The 14,997-nt window shown below is 65.9% G+C and carries 12 protein-coding genes; 7 read left to right on the forward strand and 5 right to left on the reverse strand.

The features are described 5' to 3' along the window. Nucleotides 1–137 precede the first annotated feature (137 nt). Nucleotides 138–1,727, forward strand: coding sequence for an ATP-dependent nuclease (locus tag NR810_RS38560; RefSeq protein ID WP_257459947.1), 1,590 nt, complete (start codon nucleotides 138–140; stop codon nucleotides 1,725–1,727). A 414-nt stretch (nucleotides 1,728–2,141) separates the two neighbouring features. Further along, nucleotides 2,142–2,885 carry a hypothetical protein gene (locus tag NR810_RS38565; RefSeq protein ID WP_257459948.1) on the forward strand — a complete coding sequence of 248 codons (744 nt, stop codon included), beginning with the start codon at nucleotides 2,142–2,144 and terminating at the stop codon, nucleotides 2,883–2,885. Nucleotides 2,886–2,963: 78 nt separating this feature from the next. Here the strand turns inward: NR810_RS38565 and NR810_RS38570 are convergent, their stop codons facing one another. Beyond that, nucleotides 2,964–3,386 carry a DUF6010 family protein gene (locus tag NR810_RS38570; RefSeq protein WP_257459949.1) on the reverse strand — a complete coding sequence of 141 codons (423 nt, stop codon included), beginning with the start codon at nucleotides 3,384–3,386 and terminating at the stop codon, nucleotides 2,964–2,966. A gap of 369 nt (nucleotides 3,387–3,755) precedes the next feature. Then, nucleotides 3,756–3,995, reverse strand: a complete 240-nt coding sequence (locus tag NR810_RS38575) for a hypothetical protein (RefSeq protein WP_257459950.1) — start codon at nucleotides 3,993–3,995, stop codon at nucleotides 3,756–3,758. A 365-nt stretch (nucleotides 3,996–4,360) separates the two neighbouring features. Here NR810_RS38575 and NR810_RS38580 point away from each other — a divergent pair, with 365 nt between their 5' ends. Both NR810_RS38580 and NR810_RS38585 read left to right on the forward strand, forming a co-directional pair. Next, complete coding sequence (locus NR810_RS38580) at nucleotides 4,361–5,653, forward strand: ankyrin repeat domain-containing protein (RefSeq protein WP_257459951.1); 1,293 nt, start codon at nucleotides 4,361–4,363, stop codon at nucleotides 5,651–5,653. A gap of 215 nt (nucleotides 5,654–5,868) precedes the next feature. Beyond that, nucleotides 5,869–6,237, forward strand: a complete 369-nt coding sequence (locus NR810_RS38585; RefSeq protein WP_257459952.1) for a hypothetical protein — start codon at nucleotides 5,869–5,871, stop codon at nucleotides 6,235–6,237. Between the two features lie 33 nt (nucleotides 6,238–6,270). Here the strand turns inward: NR810_RS38585 and NR810_RS38590 are convergent, their stop codons facing one another. Together NR810_RS38590 and NR810_RS38595 are read right to left on the reverse strand one after the other, a co-directional pair. Further along, on the reverse strand, nucleotides 6,271–8,682 hold the full coding sequence (locus NR810_RS38590; protein WP_257459953.1) for a PQQ-dependent sugar dehydrogenase: 2,412 nt from the start codon (nucleotides 8,680–8,682) through the stop codon (nucleotides 6,271–6,273). A 95-nt stretch (nucleotides 8,683–8,777) separates the two neighbouring features. Then, a complete protein-coding gene (locus tag NR810_RS38595) occupies nucleotides 8,778–10,940 on the reverse strand; it encodes an apiosidase-like domain-containing protein (RefSeq protein ID WP_257459954.1) in 2,163 nt (720 codons plus the stop codon). A 234-nt stretch (nucleotides 10,941–11,174) separates the two neighbouring features. On the opposite strand from NR810_RS38595, the gene NR810_RS38600 reads away from it, so the two are divergent. From NR810_RS38600 to NR810_RS38610, 3 genes are read left to right on the forward strand one after another with little or no spacing between them, the layout of a single operon-like run. After that, complete coding sequence (locus NR810_RS38600) at nucleotides 11,175–12,614, forward strand: hypothetical protein (protein WP_257459955.1); 1,440 nt, start codon at nucleotides 11,175–11,177, stop codon at nucleotides 12,612–12,614. A 20-nt stretch (nucleotides 12,615–12,634) separates the two neighbouring features. Beyond that, the gene (locus NR810_RS38605; protein ID WP_257459956.1) at nucleotides 12,635–13,453 is read left to right on the forward strand and encodes a formylglycine-generating enzyme family protein; all 819 of its coding nucleotides are present in this window, start codon (nucleotides 12,635–12,637) and stop codon (nucleotides 13,451–13,453) included. 2 nt (nucleotides 13,454–13,455) lie between these two features. Then, entirely contained in the window at nucleotides 13,456–13,893 is a 438-nt protein-coding gene (locus NR810_RS38610) for a hypothetical protein (RefSeq protein ID WP_257459957.1), read from the forward strand. Nucleotides 13,894–13,921: 28 nt separating this feature from the next. Here the strand turns inward: NR810_RS38610 and NR810_RS38615 are convergent, their stop codons facing one another. Continuing rightward, nucleotides 13,922–14,878, reverse strand: coding sequence for a class I SAM-dependent methyltransferase (locus tag NR810_RS38615; RefSeq protein WP_257459959.1), 957 nt, complete (start codon nucleotides 14,876–14,878; stop codon nucleotides 13,922–13,924). Nucleotides 14,879–14,997: the final 119 nt, after the last annotated feature.

A 14,997-nucleotide genomic window follows, 5' to 3' on the forward strand; every position in this document is an offset into this window, starting at 1 on the left:
TGCTTGGTAGGCGCGAACGCATAGGGGGGACGTGTGTCTTGGATTTGCGCCCCATCGCATCTACGAAGAATTAGACGTCCTCATCGGCATGCCTGGAGCGATAAGGCCGCCCAGTTCAACAGCCTCTTAGCTCAGATGTGAAGGCTGCGTTGGCGTCTGTTACCAGGATCCGCGATATCCCAGGGGCCATTGCAGCGCTTGGGCTCACTGAGAAGGACAAGTCCTGGCTTGCCAGGATCCAGCAACGGATTGACAAGACCAAGTGGGACTCCATCGTCGGATGGGAAGTCTGGGAGTGGCTTAAGCCTCACATGCCGAAGTTTGCGTTCTTCGGGGAGTACGAGCTGCTCCCGAGCAAGATAAACCTCACGGATCTCGCCAATCGGGTTACCCAAGCCCAGACCTGGAAGGCACAGAACCCCGACCAGCCTGCGCGGAATGCACCGAAGGTTTTTGAGTCTCAGCACCGTGGCGTGTTGGCCCTACTCCGGATGGCGGACATCTCCGTGGAGGATTTCACGAGACCAAGTGGGTACGAGCCGCTCAAGGCCCGACTTGAGTCGGTGTCGATTCAGCTTACCGATCAAATTCTTGAGTTCTGGAAGCAGAACGAGGACCTTGAAGTCGAGGTAGACATCAAGACGGACCCTAGTGATGTGGCCCCCTTCAACAATGGGCCAAACCTGTATCTCCGGATCAAGAACCGACGCCACCGGGGCGTCAGTACGCCCTTCCGGCAGCGAAGCCGGGGCTTCACGTGGTTCTTCAGCTTTTTAGTATGGTTCGACAGCGTGCAGCATCAGCTTGAGGGGAATCGCGAGCTACGAGGACGTGACTTGATCCTGCTGCTCGATGAGCCAGGACTCAACCTCCACGCGCTCGCTCAGGCTGACTTCCTTCGGTACATCGACGACCTATCGACCAAGCACCAAGTCCTCTACACTACGCACTCGCCCTTCATGGTACACACCGACCGTCTTCATCAGGTTCGGGTGGTCGAGGATCGCGTGAAGGTCGGCACGGTCGTCTCAGATACTGTGAGCAGCTCTGATCCTCGAACAATTTTCCCGCTTCAGGCAGCGCTCGGATGGACCCTGGCCCAGAACTTGTTCATCTCGGAGCGAAACCTGCTCGTCGAAGGGCCTTCTGACCTCCTGTATCTCAAGGCACTGTCATCGATTTTGGAGACCATGGGTCGAGTTGGCCTCCGCGAGGAAATTACCATCGTTCCGGCAGGTGGACTCGACAAGGTGGTGACCTTCATCGCGCTTCTCGGTGCCAGTGGGCTCAAGTTGGCTATTCTTCATGATTACAAAGGCCGACCGGAGCAGAAGCTTGAAGACCTCGTGAAGCAGAAGTTGATCTCACCGAAGGCTGTCCTCGACGCATCTCAGTTCCGAGACCTCACAAGCTTGGGCAAGAGCGGGCGGCCCTCGGATACCGAGGATCTGCTGTCGCCTGGTCTCTATCTGGACTACTTCAGCAGGACCTTCGAGAAGCAACTCGGCGGTAAGAAGGTCACCGAGACGGACTTGCCGCCCGGAGACCGCATTCTTCATCGCATTGAGAGCTACCTCGCCGGTGCAGGCACACCTCTTCGTCCAAGTGGCGGATTCAACCACTATGCCGTTGCCTCTAAGTTCGTGAGCGACCCTCCTGAGAGCGTTGATCCTGACACGCTCGCCCGGTTCGAGGCGCTGTTCCGCGCTGTCAACACCTTGTTCTGACATGAAGTCTCGCGGCACGTGAGGTGTCAGATTCGACTTTCGCCATTTTCAGGCCCGACGAGAGCCGCAATTCATGCGGCTTGCAGTTGAGGCGGTGGAGTGGAGTCACACAGGTTGGTGCGAAGAAGGGGATCTTCGTGGGAGCCAGGTAGGGATAGGGCGCGTAGCGGCCCTTGTTGCGCTCCTGGGCGGTGGTGCTGATGCGCTTGAGCTGGGTCTGGAACTCGCGCAGTGGCTCGTGGACGCGCGGCTCCTTGATGAACCACAGCAGCGGGTACTGCCCGAGCCGCGTGTGGTAGACGGAGCCCAGCAGGATGTCCCCCTGTCTGGTCGGCGAGGTGTCCGGGAGGCCGCGCTTTCCGTGTCAGGGGACCTGGCGCGCTGCCGTCACGCCAGCGCGGAGGATGCACGCGCATGACCTACTGGAGACAAGAGACCTTCGAAGCGCTCGGGCATGCTGCATCCAGTGCCGTGGGACGTTGGCCGATGTACGCCGAGTTTGCGCGTCTCCAATCGCTGGGGCTGCGGAAGAAGGCGCTCGCGATGATGCCCGCCTTCGCGGAAGACCTGGCGGGCCAGGAGTGGTCCAGACGTTGGGAGTTCGCGTGGTGGCTCTACACGGAAGCCCTTCGCCCCCGTGTCATCATGGATATGCTGGCTCCGCATTCGCTCAGGCAGCGGGTCCTCTTTCCCACGCTGAAGGAAGGGCTCCAGGACGAGAGCAAAGCCTGCCCCGAGGCGTACCTCTGGCTGGTTCAGCATCATCGGGAAGACCTGGCCGTCGCGGACGAGTCTCCGGACCGGCTCCTCCGGGAGGGCATCCAACGCTTCCCGGGAGATGGGCGACTCCGACGTGCGTTGGCCGATCGCCTCCTGGGATACGTCGAGCACGCCACGCATCATCTCGATGAGTCCGCCTACCTCGGGAACCCGGCCGAGGATCTCGAGCTCCTGAGAGAGGCCCGGGAGCTTCTCGATGGCAAGAAGGCAGAGAACGGTGAGCTGCTCGCGGAGATCGAGCAGGCCGAGTCACTCGTGCGTGCGTGGCGGAGATGGTCTTCCGAAGGGAGAAGTGGAGACTTCCCGGCCTGGTGCAGGAGCCAGGGCCTCCCAGCTCCAAACGAGGGGCTCACGTTCTACTACGGCCCGAAAAGGTGAGCACCAAAGCTCGGGCTCTCTACACCTACAACGTAGCCCGCACGACTGCCTCGATCCTTCAAGAATGCGAGCGTCTCTTCATCGCGCAGGATCTGGGACTCCGCGTGTCAGCGCAAGGAGGGAGGGAGCCCCCGCCAGGAACCAGCTGGCGATGAGCGCGTCGAAGATGAGGCAGCCGTACGACGACGTCGGCATGAAGGGCCAGATCGGATTGCCCCACAGGTGGTGCGCCACATCCCAGCAGGAATGCAGGAGCCAGGCGATCCCGATGAAGCGGTACGAGCGCAGCCCGAGATAGGCCACCGGAAGGGCGAGCACGGGGAAGAGCAGCTCCCAGGGGCCGAACCCGCCGCTCAGATAGACGCCCGTCGCGCCAGCGGCGAGGAAGGCGTTGATGCGCTGGCGAGCGGGCTCTCGCACCAGCGACATGAGCAGTACGAAGATGACGGCTCCGATGGCGGGGCCGACGGAATCCATCACGTGCAGAGGTGTGTCGTGCATGAGTGTCCTTTCAGTTGGCCCCACGCTACGAGTTGGAGCGGATTCGACCAGTGGCTGAAAAGACATTGTTCGCAAGATTCGCGCCACGCCGCTCACGCCTCGGGTGCGCTCACCGGACCGGGTCGGTCGCGGATGCGACGACGAAGTCCAGGAAGGCGCGCACCTTGGTGCGAGGAAGGCGCCGCGATGGAAAGAAGACGTGGAGCGGAGGACGTCTGGCTCAACGGCTCCTTCCTGGGATGCGAAGGAGGGCAGCGGCCCCGCTCGTCACATCGAGTTGGTCTTCAAGGCGAGACGCGAGGGCGACATGCTCTGGTTGAGGTATGAGGTGACGCGCTGGGCCGCTGGCGCTTCACCGTGCGCGAGGGCCTAATTCTTGACGATGTTCAAACGGGCGTAATTGCCGTATTCGCCAGCGTAGCCCTCGATGATGATCAACAACTTCACGCCCTTGACGAGGCCCGTGAGGGTGATCTTCGAATAGAGGTTGCTTCCGTAATCGTCGTTGCAGCCCATGACCGACGAAGTGTTGCTGAGGTGGCGGATCTGGAGGACGGTGTCGAAGTTCGAGCCGCTGGTGCTGAAGCTGTAGGATCCCGTTTCAGGCACCGTCCACACGTAGGAGTGGTGGGGTTGCCGTCCAGTTCGTAGCGGAATCTCGTGCTTGGTTCGCACACCGGCCAGCCGACCATAAGGGCAGGCTTTTGTGTTCTACTGGTCCTGCCTGGGAAGTCTTGAGGGTGATTCCCCGATTACTTTGTACGCAAAGATCCGGGGAGGCCTGCCCCAGGCAGACTGGGACAGGGCCCCTACCAACTCACCTTCGCCGGACCCCCTGCCGGATTCCTGATGGGAGGGCGGCCTGGGCAGGCTGCAGGTGCAAGGGAAGCTGACAGGGCCACCCAAGACTGTTCCCTCTGGCAATCCTCCCTGGCGATAATGGCGCCATGCGCGCATTCCCGAGGTCGTCCTCCTTGTGTCAGGTACTCGGGCTCGTGCTGCTGGGCTCGGGCGGGCTGGCGCACGCACAGCTTCCTGGCGGTCCCATTGGCACACTGCCGGCGCCTCGCTTGGACGCGGATGCGCGGCACTCGGATGCCGCGCACTGCGACCCGGGTGGCTTCCTGAACATCATCAGGAAGGAGAGGAACGAGACCTTCCCAGCGGTGGGCGAATGCGAGCTGGTGGTGGCGAGGGTCGTGGCGGTGCATGACGAGGGCGCGACGAACGCCGTGCCCTCCTCGGTGCTCCTCCAGGTGGAGGAGGTGCTCACGGGGGACATCACCCCCGGCGTCGTCCAGGCTGTATGGAGCGAACACCTGCACCTGATGTGCGAGGTGGGGGAAGAGGAACGAATCGCGCGCTGGAAGGCCACGAGCCAGCGGGGACCCGAGGTGGGAGCGCGCTTCCTCGTGGCTGGAGGCTTCAACCGCAGCCGGCGCTGGTTCATGACCGTGCCCGAGCTGCGCCTGCCCTTTACCCCCGAGCGTCATCGGGCGCTGCTCGCCCAGGTGAAGCAGGAACAACGGGAGTGGACACTTCAATACAAGGAAGCGGTCGCAGCCCGCCGGGCCGAAGCGCGGGCCGCCGTGCGCGATGACGAGTTGTTGGCGGCGGTGGCGGAGAAGGATGTCGTCCGTGTGCGCTCGCTGCTGCGAGAGGGGGTACGGCCCGCGGCTCACACCGGGTCAACTCCCGCGCTGCATGTGGCGGCGCGCCTGGGCGAGGTGGAAGTGATTCGGGCCCTGTTGGAAGCGGGTGCCCTGGTGGGGACGAAGGATCCCGAGGGGTTGTTGCGGACGGCGCTGGGTCTGGCCGCTGATGAGGGGAAGGTCGAGGCCGTCGAGTTGCTGCTCGCCCACGGTGCCAATCCCAATCTCCTCGCCTGGCCTCATACGCCCGTGCTGCTACGTCCCGCGATGATCGGGCACTGCGCCGTGGTGAAGGCGCTCCTGGCTCGCGGCGCCCAGGCACGCCAGTCGGACCAGCATGGCAACACTCCACTGACGGTGGCGGCGCGTAGTGGGCACCTCGCCTGTGTCGTCGCGCTGCTCGAGGCTGGCGCCGATCCCAACCAGGCCAATGACTTCGGATGGCGGCCGGTGGATTACGCCCTCGAGCACCCGGCGGTGCTCGAACAGCTGCTCCGGGCGGGCGCCAATCCCCATGCACGCGACCCGGAAGGTGTCACGCCGCTGAAGAGGGCGAGGGACAAGCGCCTCACCGGCAGCGTGCGGCTGCTCGAGGAGGCAGGGGCTACTCAATAGGCGAAGGCCCCGGGTCCCCGCTGCATCTGGCCTGGGGCGTGCCCTCCAGCTCCTGTCTCGTGGTGAAGCCTCGAATCGTTGGGTGCTCCAGGCCGTGCACCCTCAACTTTTTGAGAGCGTGACCGCCTCATCCGCCGTCCAACGGCTCGAAATCAGACGAGGCCCGGTATGGCCCACGCCTTGCTGTCCCTCGCGTGCACGAAGGAGAGGGAGGCATGAACGTGTCGAGAATGGTCGTGTGTCTGTTGGCGTTGGGTCTGGTGAGTGCCTGTGGTTCCGGAGAGGACGGAGCGGGCCGTCAGGGCCGTCTGGCGTTGCGAACGGGCAGGTCGTTGACCGATGCGCCTGAATGCGGCGTGGGCCTTCCCGCCTGTCCCGACAACAAGAGCTGTCTCTCGCTCACCCTGGAGGGCGTGAACCAGGTGCGCTGCCTGGATGAGGCGAACGTCTGCACCGAGCTCGTCTCGTGCTCGGGGGGAACCACCTGCGTCATCTTGATGTCCTATCCCGGCCAGGTGACGTGCTCGGGCAGGTGTGAGGGGGACCACTGTGATGACTCCGTTTCCAGCGGCCCCCTCCATTAGCCCGTTTCCCTCACGCTGCCCGCTGTGGGCTCCCTACCGGCGCCGTCTCATGGTGAGGTGTGCTCCCAGCAGCATCGCCCACAGCAGGACATTGCCGGCCTGAAGGCCCGAGGTGCACCCGCACCCTCCGTCTGGTCTTCCCGAGTCCGAGCCCGCGTCCGGTCCGATGCCCGCATCCGGTCCGGTGCCCGCGTCCGGTCCGGTACCGCCATCCGCGGTGCCGGCATCGACGGGGTCTGGAGCCACGGTCACGGTGAGAGTGAATCTCTGGGTGGCATTGCCCAGAGCGTTGGTGGCGACCACGGGGATCTCATAGGTGCCGGGGGCGCTCGGAGTCCAGGAGATGACCCCGGTCTCCGAGTCGATGCTCATTCCGGAGATCTCCTCGCTCAGGGAGTAGGTCGGCGGAGGACTGCCGAGTGTCTTCACCTCATGGCGATAGGGTATTCCGACGACGGCGGTCGTCACGGGCTCGGACACGATGAGGGGAGGGGCTGTATTGCTGTTCAGGAGCGTGAGCGTGACCCTCTGGGGGCGCACTCCGGTTCCCTGGAGCAGGAGCACCCCGGTGGTATCCCTCGTATCCGGAGAGGGAATGCCCTGGATGAACAGGGGCTGCTTCACGGCGTAGTCGGCCGGTGTGAACGTCAAGGTGCCTTCAGCGAGGATGTCGAAACCCTCTCCCTCCCAACGGGTGGCCTTGACCACGACGTCTTCCGGGGGCGCGCTGGCGAGCGACACGTACAGCACGGCCCGTGAGTTTTCGGACATGACCATGGCCGTGGTCTCGAGGTCCAGGTCGACTCCGTCGTCATCGAGGACCTGGACGTCCACCCACCGAGGCTCCACGCCGACGCCCGCGACGACCACCGTGACGGTTTCGTGTCGCGCATTCTCATCCGAGTCCGCTCGCAGGGTGATGGTCTGGGGCGTAGCGTAGTTGGCCGGCGTGAATGTCAGCCACCCTCCCTCGACGATGGACAGGCCCAGGTCCTTGCCCTCCGAGAGGGTGGTCATGAGGGTGACGGGCTCGGTGGGCGCATCTTCCAGGTGGACGGAGAAGGACGTGGTCCGCCCCTCGTCAACGGAGAGTCGCGTCCTGGAGAGACCTAGACGCAGGGGCGGGGTCGACCAGGTCACCCGGTGGATGGTGCCGCTGGAGAACTCCGCGTAGTAGAGCGCCCCATCGGGCCCCGAGGCCACGGCCACCGCTTCCGGGACATCGGTGGCGAAGGGCTCCACGCGGGTCACGGTACTGTCCGCTCCGATCGTCGCGCGGATGATCTGTCCGGACACGAAGTCCGCGAAGAAGAAGTTGCCGCGGTACGCCGGCGGGAATGCGGTGCCCGTGTAGAAGGCTCCACCCGTGATGGAGCCTCCCAGGTAATGGGAGGAGACCGAGCCATTGTCACTCCTGACATCCGGACCCTTCTGGACGACGGTGAACGACGTGGAGCGGGTGACGGAGGCGATGTAGAAGTCTCCGTGGAATGCCCTGTCGCCTACGCCGGACACGGAGATCTTCTCTCCCGGGTGGAAGCCGTGGGGCTGCGAGGTCGTGAAGGTGACGACGTTGCTCCGGCGCTCCGCGCCCCATGGGGTGAGCTGGCGGGTGTCATGGCCATGGGTGTTGTAGTTGATGGCGGGAGTGAGGAATCCCTCGGGCTGGTAGTTCTCGTAGTTGTTCCAGCCCGCGTGATCACCGGCCCGCGGGATGAAGACCTGCTCGTAGCCGTCTCCAGCGACGTTGACCCACAACCTTCCGGTGCCGGGCTCGAAGGTGAGACCAAAGGGATTGCGGAAGCCTCGTGCCCAGATGTAGTCGTTGTTGGGTTCAGGGCCGTCGAAGAACGGATTGTCCTTGGGGGCGGTGCCGTCGCGGTTGACCCGCCCGATCTTGGAGCCGAGAGTCATCAGGTCGTCGTCGACTCCCAGGCCGAGCCCCGTATCGCCGACGCCGAAATAGAGCGTTCCATCGGGACCGAACGCGAGACCTCCGCCATTATGATTGGCGCCCCGGGTGGGCAACCCTCCGAGAATGACGGTCTTGTCAGTGCCGCTCCCGTCGACGTCGGTGTACCGGATGATCTGCTGCTCGCTCTTGGAGACGGTGACGAAGACGTAGAGGTACCGGTTGCTGGCGAAGGCCGGATCGATGGCGATGCCGACCAGGCCGCACTCGCAGGCGTCATGCGTCTGGATGGGGCTCACCGTCGCGAAGGGCGTGGGCTGGAGCACGCCGTCCTTCACCAGATGGATCTCTCCCGGCTTGCGCGTCACGTAGAGCCGGTTGGAGCCATCCGTGGCCCAGGCCATGCCCGAGAGTTGGCTCAGGCCGGGGGGGACGAAGACGTTGTCGGTGAAGCCGCGTTCGAGCACGGTCGCTGACTCGGCTCGGGGCGCCAGGGCCAGGAGGCCGAGGAGCAAGAGGATGGATGTTCGCATGGGATGGAGACTCCAGGAGGTCCCTGGACTTGTCCATCGCGGGCCGCCCACCCCGGAAGGGACAGGCGGCCCCCTGATGCACATCCGCTTCGCTGTTACTGGACCGTGAACTTCGCCGCGCAGCTATTCCACACGTACCAGCTGCTCCAGCTTCCCGTGGCCACGCCGGTCGCCAGGCAGTAGGTGCCCGGGCTCAGCGTCGAGGGGACGGTGTAGTCGAGCGAGTACGTCCGGCTCTGCCCCTGCGAGAAGCTCTGGTTCCCGGTCGGGTTGTCGACGACGGTGGTCGCGCCCGTGCCGTTGCGCACGTCGACCTTCACGTTCACGCCGCTGACGGCCGCGCTCGCCTGGAAGGTGCTGGACAGCCGCACCGTGCCGCCGCGGCTCACCGTCGCGGGCGACGTCGTCGCGGACACCAGCGTGAAGCCCACGGTCGGCGTGGGCTCGGTGGACACCGTGAACGAGGTCGCGCAGCCGTCCCAGTAGTGCCAGGTGACCCAGTCGGCGCTCGCGACGCCCGATGTCACGCAGTACGTGCCGGTGGCCAGGGTCGTGGGCGTGGTGAGCTGATACGCCCGCGTCTCCCCCTGCCCGAAGGACTGGTTCACGAAGTTGAGGTCGTACACGGAGGAATTCGCGGCGTTGCGCACCGTGAGCTTCACGTGGCGGCCGGACACCGCGGCGGCGGCGCGGATGGACACGGACACGTTGACCGCCTGCCCCGGAGCCACGGTGCTGGGCGTGGCCGAGGCGGCCTGCGTCGTATACGCCTCGGCGGGCGGGGGCGTCGTGCCGCCGTCCGGCAGCGGGTAGTTCTTCGTGGCGTCGTCCAGGAGCAGCACCCAGTCATTGCCCGAGCCGCTGCTGCTCGGCGTGAACTGCCGGGTGCCCGTGTTCGGGAAGTTGCCAAGGACCTGCGTGCCGCCGGTGCGCGGGTTGTACCAGGTGGCGCGCACCGTGCCGCCGGTGATGCGGCTCATGTTCACCGTGAAGGGCTGCCCGCCCGAGCTGTAGACGAAGGCATAGGTGCCGTTGGCGTCGCGCGTGGCCTGGACGCGGACCGACCAGTCGCCGCCGTCATGGGCGAGCACGCCCTGGTCGGGGATGCGCGACAGGAACGGCCGCGACTCGATGAGGCGGCGGAGGTACCGCATCTGCGTCGCGCCCGGGTGGTTGAGGGCGTCGTACCAGTAGGTCACCGCGTTGAACTGCGGCGTGCGGCCCGGGGCGTACATCTGCCACACCGAGTTGTGCCCGTAGGTATGGCCGAACGCACCGGCGAACACGCTCAGCCAGGCGTACCGCCGGACGTGGTAGTCGGAGACGTGGGGCAGGGAGTTGTTGAGGCAGAGGGAGATCTGCTCGTACGCGGGCTCGCCGTCCAGGGTGGGCTTCACCGGGTTGGTGCGGGCGTAGTCCTGGCCGATGTCCACGTACATGGTCGTGTAGTCGCAGTGGCCGTTCTGCTGCATGTTGAAGTCCAGCCACGGGGCGGTGTGGAACCACGTGGAGGACTTCTGCCGGCCCGCGGGGTGGTAGGTCATCAGGACCTTGCTGTAGTCCTCGGTGCCGGACACGCCGATGGCGATGCCCTTGGCCAGCTCGTGGTAGACGGCCTCGTACCCGGTGGCGGGGAAGTCGCCGCCGAGCACCCAGATGATGGGCTTGCTCGCATACCGGGCGCCGAGGAACCGGCCGTAGGTCTGGGCATTGGACGTGTTGAGACCGCCGGCCTTCACGTACTGGCCCCACGCGGGCAGCAGCGCGATGTAGATGCCGCGTGCCTCGGCCTCGTTGACGATGAAGTCGAGGTGGTCCCAGAAGTCGTACTGGGTGCTGTTGGCCGGGTCGCTGCCCGTGGTGACGAGGGGGGTGGCGAAGTTGCTGTTCTGGAACGGCGCGTCCCCATGCATGTTGGGACCCATGCCGTGCATGGACGCCACGACGACCGTCTGCACGACGTTGAAGCCGAGGGTCGCGCGGCTGTCGAGGTACTTCAGCGTGTCGGTGCGGTTGACGTAGGTGACGAGCTGCCAGGCGGTGTCACCCATGTAGAAGAACGGGGCGCCGTTCACCGTCTCGAGGAAGCGGCCGTTGCTGCTCACGCGCAGCTTCGGCAGCGTCGTCGCCAGGGTGGTGGTGCGCGTCTCCGGCGCCTGGGGGGCTGCTTCCGGCGTGGGCTCGACGGGGGAGGGGGTCTCGGGCCCGCAGGCCGTCAGGACCGAGAGGCACAGCAGGGTCATCAGCTTTCTACGCACGCAGTTCTCCCATGATGTGGTTCGAGGTGTCTGGACGCCGCAAGGGGGGTTGCGGCGCCGCGGGGTCGTGTTGCACCCAGCGGGGGTATTCACTCATGTTCCTCCGCGCGCGCGGATGACGACGTCAAGGTCTCACAGTGTGCGTCCGCTTTTCAGCCCACCTTGCAACCGCGGGGGGCGTTTCTGCGACAATGGGTGGAAGGTTTTTCTTCGCGAATTCCAAAGGGGGAGCCCATGAAGATCGGTTCGGGCAGTACGACGCACGTCTCCACTCCAAAGCAGGAGCCGGTGCGGGAAGAGTCCAAGCCGCAACAGACGAACACCACGAAGGCGTCCACGGCGAACAACACGGTGCGTGACGGCTTCGACGCGAGCACCACCACCGCGGCCTCCACTTCCACCGCGCGGAACACCACCAGCGCCTCCGCGTCCGCCAGCGCCGCGGGCCCCTCGGCGGCCAAGCCCCCCCCGCCTCCCACCGTCCCCCAGGCCGCCCTGGACAAGCTGCCCCCAGCGGACAAGGCCAAGGTGGAGGAGATCGCCCAGGGCAAGCAGACCCCCGCGGCCCAGAACAACCTGCGTGCGCTGACGGACTCGGACGGCTTCAAGGCGCTCAAGCCGGAGAGCCAGGCCGAGGTGCTCCAGTCCTTCCTGGCCGGCCCGCCCACTTCCGCCACCTCCAACAAGCACCTGACCTCGCTGGTGAACAGCCCCAGCTTCCGTGGCCTCTCCACCGCGGACCAGGCCAAGACGCTGGAGGTCTTCAACAACACCAGCCTCGACGGGCGCGAGCGCCTGGTGGACCTGACCAACCGTCAGGTCAACGGCAAGAGCGCGCTGCTGGACACGGACAAGGATGGTCACACGCTGCTCAGCAGCCTCCATTCGATGGCCACAGGCACGCTCTCCGACGAGTTCAGCAAGAACGGCATCAGCCGCAAGGACCTGCTGGCTTCCGTGATGCAGGAGGCCGGACGCCCTGGGGAGATCAACCAGAGCAGCAAGGGCACCTGCACCGTCACGTCGATGCAGTACATGCTCAACCAGAGCAACCCCGCCGAGTACGTGCGCATCATGCAGGGCCTAACCTCGCCCTCCGGCCAGGCGCAGCTGCGCGGCGGCGCCACCATCAGCCGCGATCCGGGAAGCGTGCCCCGTGATACGGCCACCGCCCGCAGCGACACCGAGCGCCTCTTCCAGGCGTCGATGATGGAGTATGCCAACGGCGAGCACGAGTACGACAACGCCACCGACCGCAACACCGGCAACGACAAGATCCTCGGCCTCATCGACAACAAGAAGGACTACGGCGGCCTGTACGCGGACCAGGAGGAGCGCGCCCTGGAGGCGCTCTTCGGCCGCGACTTCAATCAGTACAAGGGGAGCTTCAACTTCCAGGACGACAAGCAGGACATCGTCGACACGCTGACCGCGCGCAACAACCAGCGCACGCTGATGGACCTGAGCTGGGGCAACGGCGGCCATGCCGTCGTCTTCGAGAAGGTCGAGAACGGCCGCGTCTACTTCCGCAACCCGTGGGGCCCCACGAGTGACGCCAACGGCACCACCTACTCGGATCCGCCGCGCAAGCTGGAGGATGGCGCCACCCGGCTGGAGTCCATGAGCGTGGAGGATTTCAAGAAGCACATCCGTCAGGTCTATCTTCCGAACTGACGACACCGGAGGTCTGACACGTGCTGATCGACATTCCCGGGGGCCGCTTCCGGATGGGCCTCGAAGTTGAGCAGGAGGAGCGGCTTCGTCGGCGCTCCGGTGGCCTCAGTCCCTTCCCGTTCCACACGGAGAAACCGGCACACGAGGTCACCGTCCGGCCGTTCCGCATCTGGCGGACGCCCGTGACGAACGCGAAGTACGCCGCGTTCGTCGAGGCGGGCGGCTATCAACACGACGCTTACTGGACGGCCCTGCTGGAGGAGCAGGAGCTGGACGGGGCCTCGGTGCGGCGGAGCTTCGTGGATGGCACGGGCCGTCCGGGGCCGCTGACGTGGCGGGACGGGCGGCCTCCAGAGGGCAAGGAGCAGCACCCCGTCAGTGGTGTGAGCTGGTTCGAGGCCCAGGCCTTCTGCGCCTACATGAAGCTGCGGCTGCCCACGGAGGATGAGTGGGAGTTCGCCGCGCGCGGCACGGACGGCCGGCTCTACCCGTGGGGCAATGACTTCGATTCCTCGCGCTGCACGCACGAGGGGCTGCCGGCGCCCGACACGGTGCCGGTGGAGTCGATGCCCGAGGGCAAGAGCCCCTTCGGCGTGCTGCACATGAGCGGCAACGTGGCCGAGTGGGTGGAGGATCGCTACCAGCCCCATCCCGGCTCGGGGCCGCACCCTGGGCGCACCGGGGCACTGGACCGGGTGGTGCGGGGTGACTTCTACCGGGGCAACGCGGATTCGCTGCGCGCCACCGTGCGCACCCCGCACAGTCCGGAGGAGCGTTTCGCCGGGCTGGGCTTCCGCTGCGCCAGTGACTTCACCCTCACGGGCATGAGGAACTACTGAGCATGGCCGGGCTCCGACGAGGACTGCTGGCGGGGCTGTTGGGAGCCTCGCTCTCCGCCCAGGCCATGCCGCCTCCTCCGCCCATGCCGCAGCGGGTGGCGGAGGCGGACGTCATCGTCCTGGGCGAGGTGAAGCGGTGGAAGCGCACCTCGTGGTTCTGGCAGTCGGAGAAGACGTACGTGGGCACGGTCCGCGTCGAGCGCGTTTTCAAGGGCAGCGCGCTCGGCACCGAGGTGGAAGTGGAGATCCACGTCGATTCCGCGGGGACGAGTGGCGGGCTCAGCGGGGAGCCCCGCACGGGCCAGTTCACCTTCTTCCTCGTACGAGGTGAGGGCGGCCGCTACGGGCTGTCCTCACCGCACGTCTACGGCTTCCAGATCCTGGGCAGCGGTGAGCTGGCCCAGCTGGAGTCGGCCCTGCGCGAGTCCCAGGCGCACTGACCGCCCCCCAGCAGAGAGGCACATGCGGTCACCGCGCGTGTGCCACGAGCAGCCAGGCCGGAGCCCACCAGTAGGGGTAGAGCAGCTGGCGGTCCACACGCGCGAAGCCCGCCTCTCGCAACTGGGCCTCCCAGGCGGTCATCGGTTGCTCGAAGGTGGTGCGCGTGGCTCCTCGGTCCACGTACCCGAAGAGCACCGGCATCAGGAAACCCTGGGCGACCGTCTCGAAACCAGCGCCTGAGTACTCGGACAGTCCCTCGCGGTAGCGGCCGAGCACATGCCGGATGATGTCCGGCGTGAGCGGCTCGTCCATGAGAGGCGCGTCGAACTCGGCCACCAACAGCGTGTCGCAGTGGGCGCGCAGCCAGGCCAACGGCGCCAGCCGCTCGGCCGTTGGAAGGGAGTGGAGGCTGAAGGTGGCCTGCGCCACGGCCCAGCGCCGCGCCTCCCCGCCGGGCCTGGCGATGAACTCCTGCAAGCGCCCGGAGAAGGACTCATGGCTCACACCGCGTGCGGCGAGCTCCCTGGAAGTACGTTCGAGCAGCGGTGCCGCCGGCTCCACCAGGGTCACCTTCCGCACCGCTGGCGTCAGTGCGGGTAGCAGCGCCAGTCCATCGCCGGGGCCAACATCGAGGAGCTCGAATGGCTCACCCGGGTAATGCGCGGCCAACGCCCGGCTCGTCTCCCGGTAGAGGGGGACGTTGCCGCCGCCGCGGATGAAGGCGCCAAAGCCTTCCGCCGAGACGTAGACATTGCGCTTGCCCTCCCGGGCCACCCGCGCGAGGTAGGCCGCGGCCGCGGGGAAGAGCGGATCCTCCGGAGCGGCCTGTGCGGCGCGGGCGGCGAAAGTGGCGGCCTCTGCGTGGCGCTCATCCGCGAAGGCGAGCAGCGCTAGATAGAGGAGCTCCTCCGGCGAGGGCCCGGCAACGCTGGCGGCCGCATCGAGGCCCCCAGCGCGGTACTGGCTCCAGAGTGTGTCCAGCATGAGTGTGCACTCCTCCCTTTTCGGTTCCAGTCGTGACAACGAGGTCGACCTGCGCCCGCTGGGTTGTAGCGAAGGACGCTGTACTCCGCACGCCCCGTGTCCGGGGGGCTCGCCACTTC

This window comes from Archangium lipolyticum (assembly GCF_024623785.1).
GTDB classification, from domain to species: Bacteria; Myxococcota; Myxococcia; order Myxococcales; family Myxococcaceae; genus Archangium; species Archangium lipolyticum.

What these genes read in the sequence shown, in the direction of transcription:
- NR810_RS38600 (WP_257459955.1), top strand. Translation starts at nt 11,175, where the DNA reads ATGAAGATCGGTTCGGGCAGTACGACGCACGTCTCCACTCCAAAGCAG.
- NR810_RS38565 (WP_257459948.1), top strand. Translation starts at nt 2,142, where the DNA reads ATGACCTACTGGAGACAAGAGACCTTCGAAGCGCTCGGGCATGCTGCA.
- NR810_RS38585 (WP_257459952.1), top strand. Translation starts at nt 5,869, where the DNA reads ATGAACGTGTCGAGAATGGTCGTGTGTCTGTTGGCGTTGGGTCTGGTG.
- NR810_RS38615 (WP_257459959.1), bottom strand. Translation starts at nt 14,878, where the DNA reads ATGCTGGACACACTCTGGAGCCAGTACCGCGCTGGGGGCCTCGATGCG.
- NR810_RS38570 (WP_257459949.1), bottom strand. Translation starts at nt 3,386, where the DNA reads ATGCACGACACACCTCTGCACGTGATGGATTCCGTCGGCCCCGCCATC.
- NR810_RS38590 (WP_257459953.1), bottom strand. Translation starts at nt 8,682, where the DNA reads ATGCGAACATCCATCCTCTTGCTCCTCGGCCTCCTGGCCCTGGCGCCC.
- NR810_RS38610 (WP_257459957.1), top strand. Translation starts at nt 13,456, where the DNA reads ATGGCCGGGCTCCGACGAGGACTGCTGGCGGGGCTGTTGGGAGCCTCG.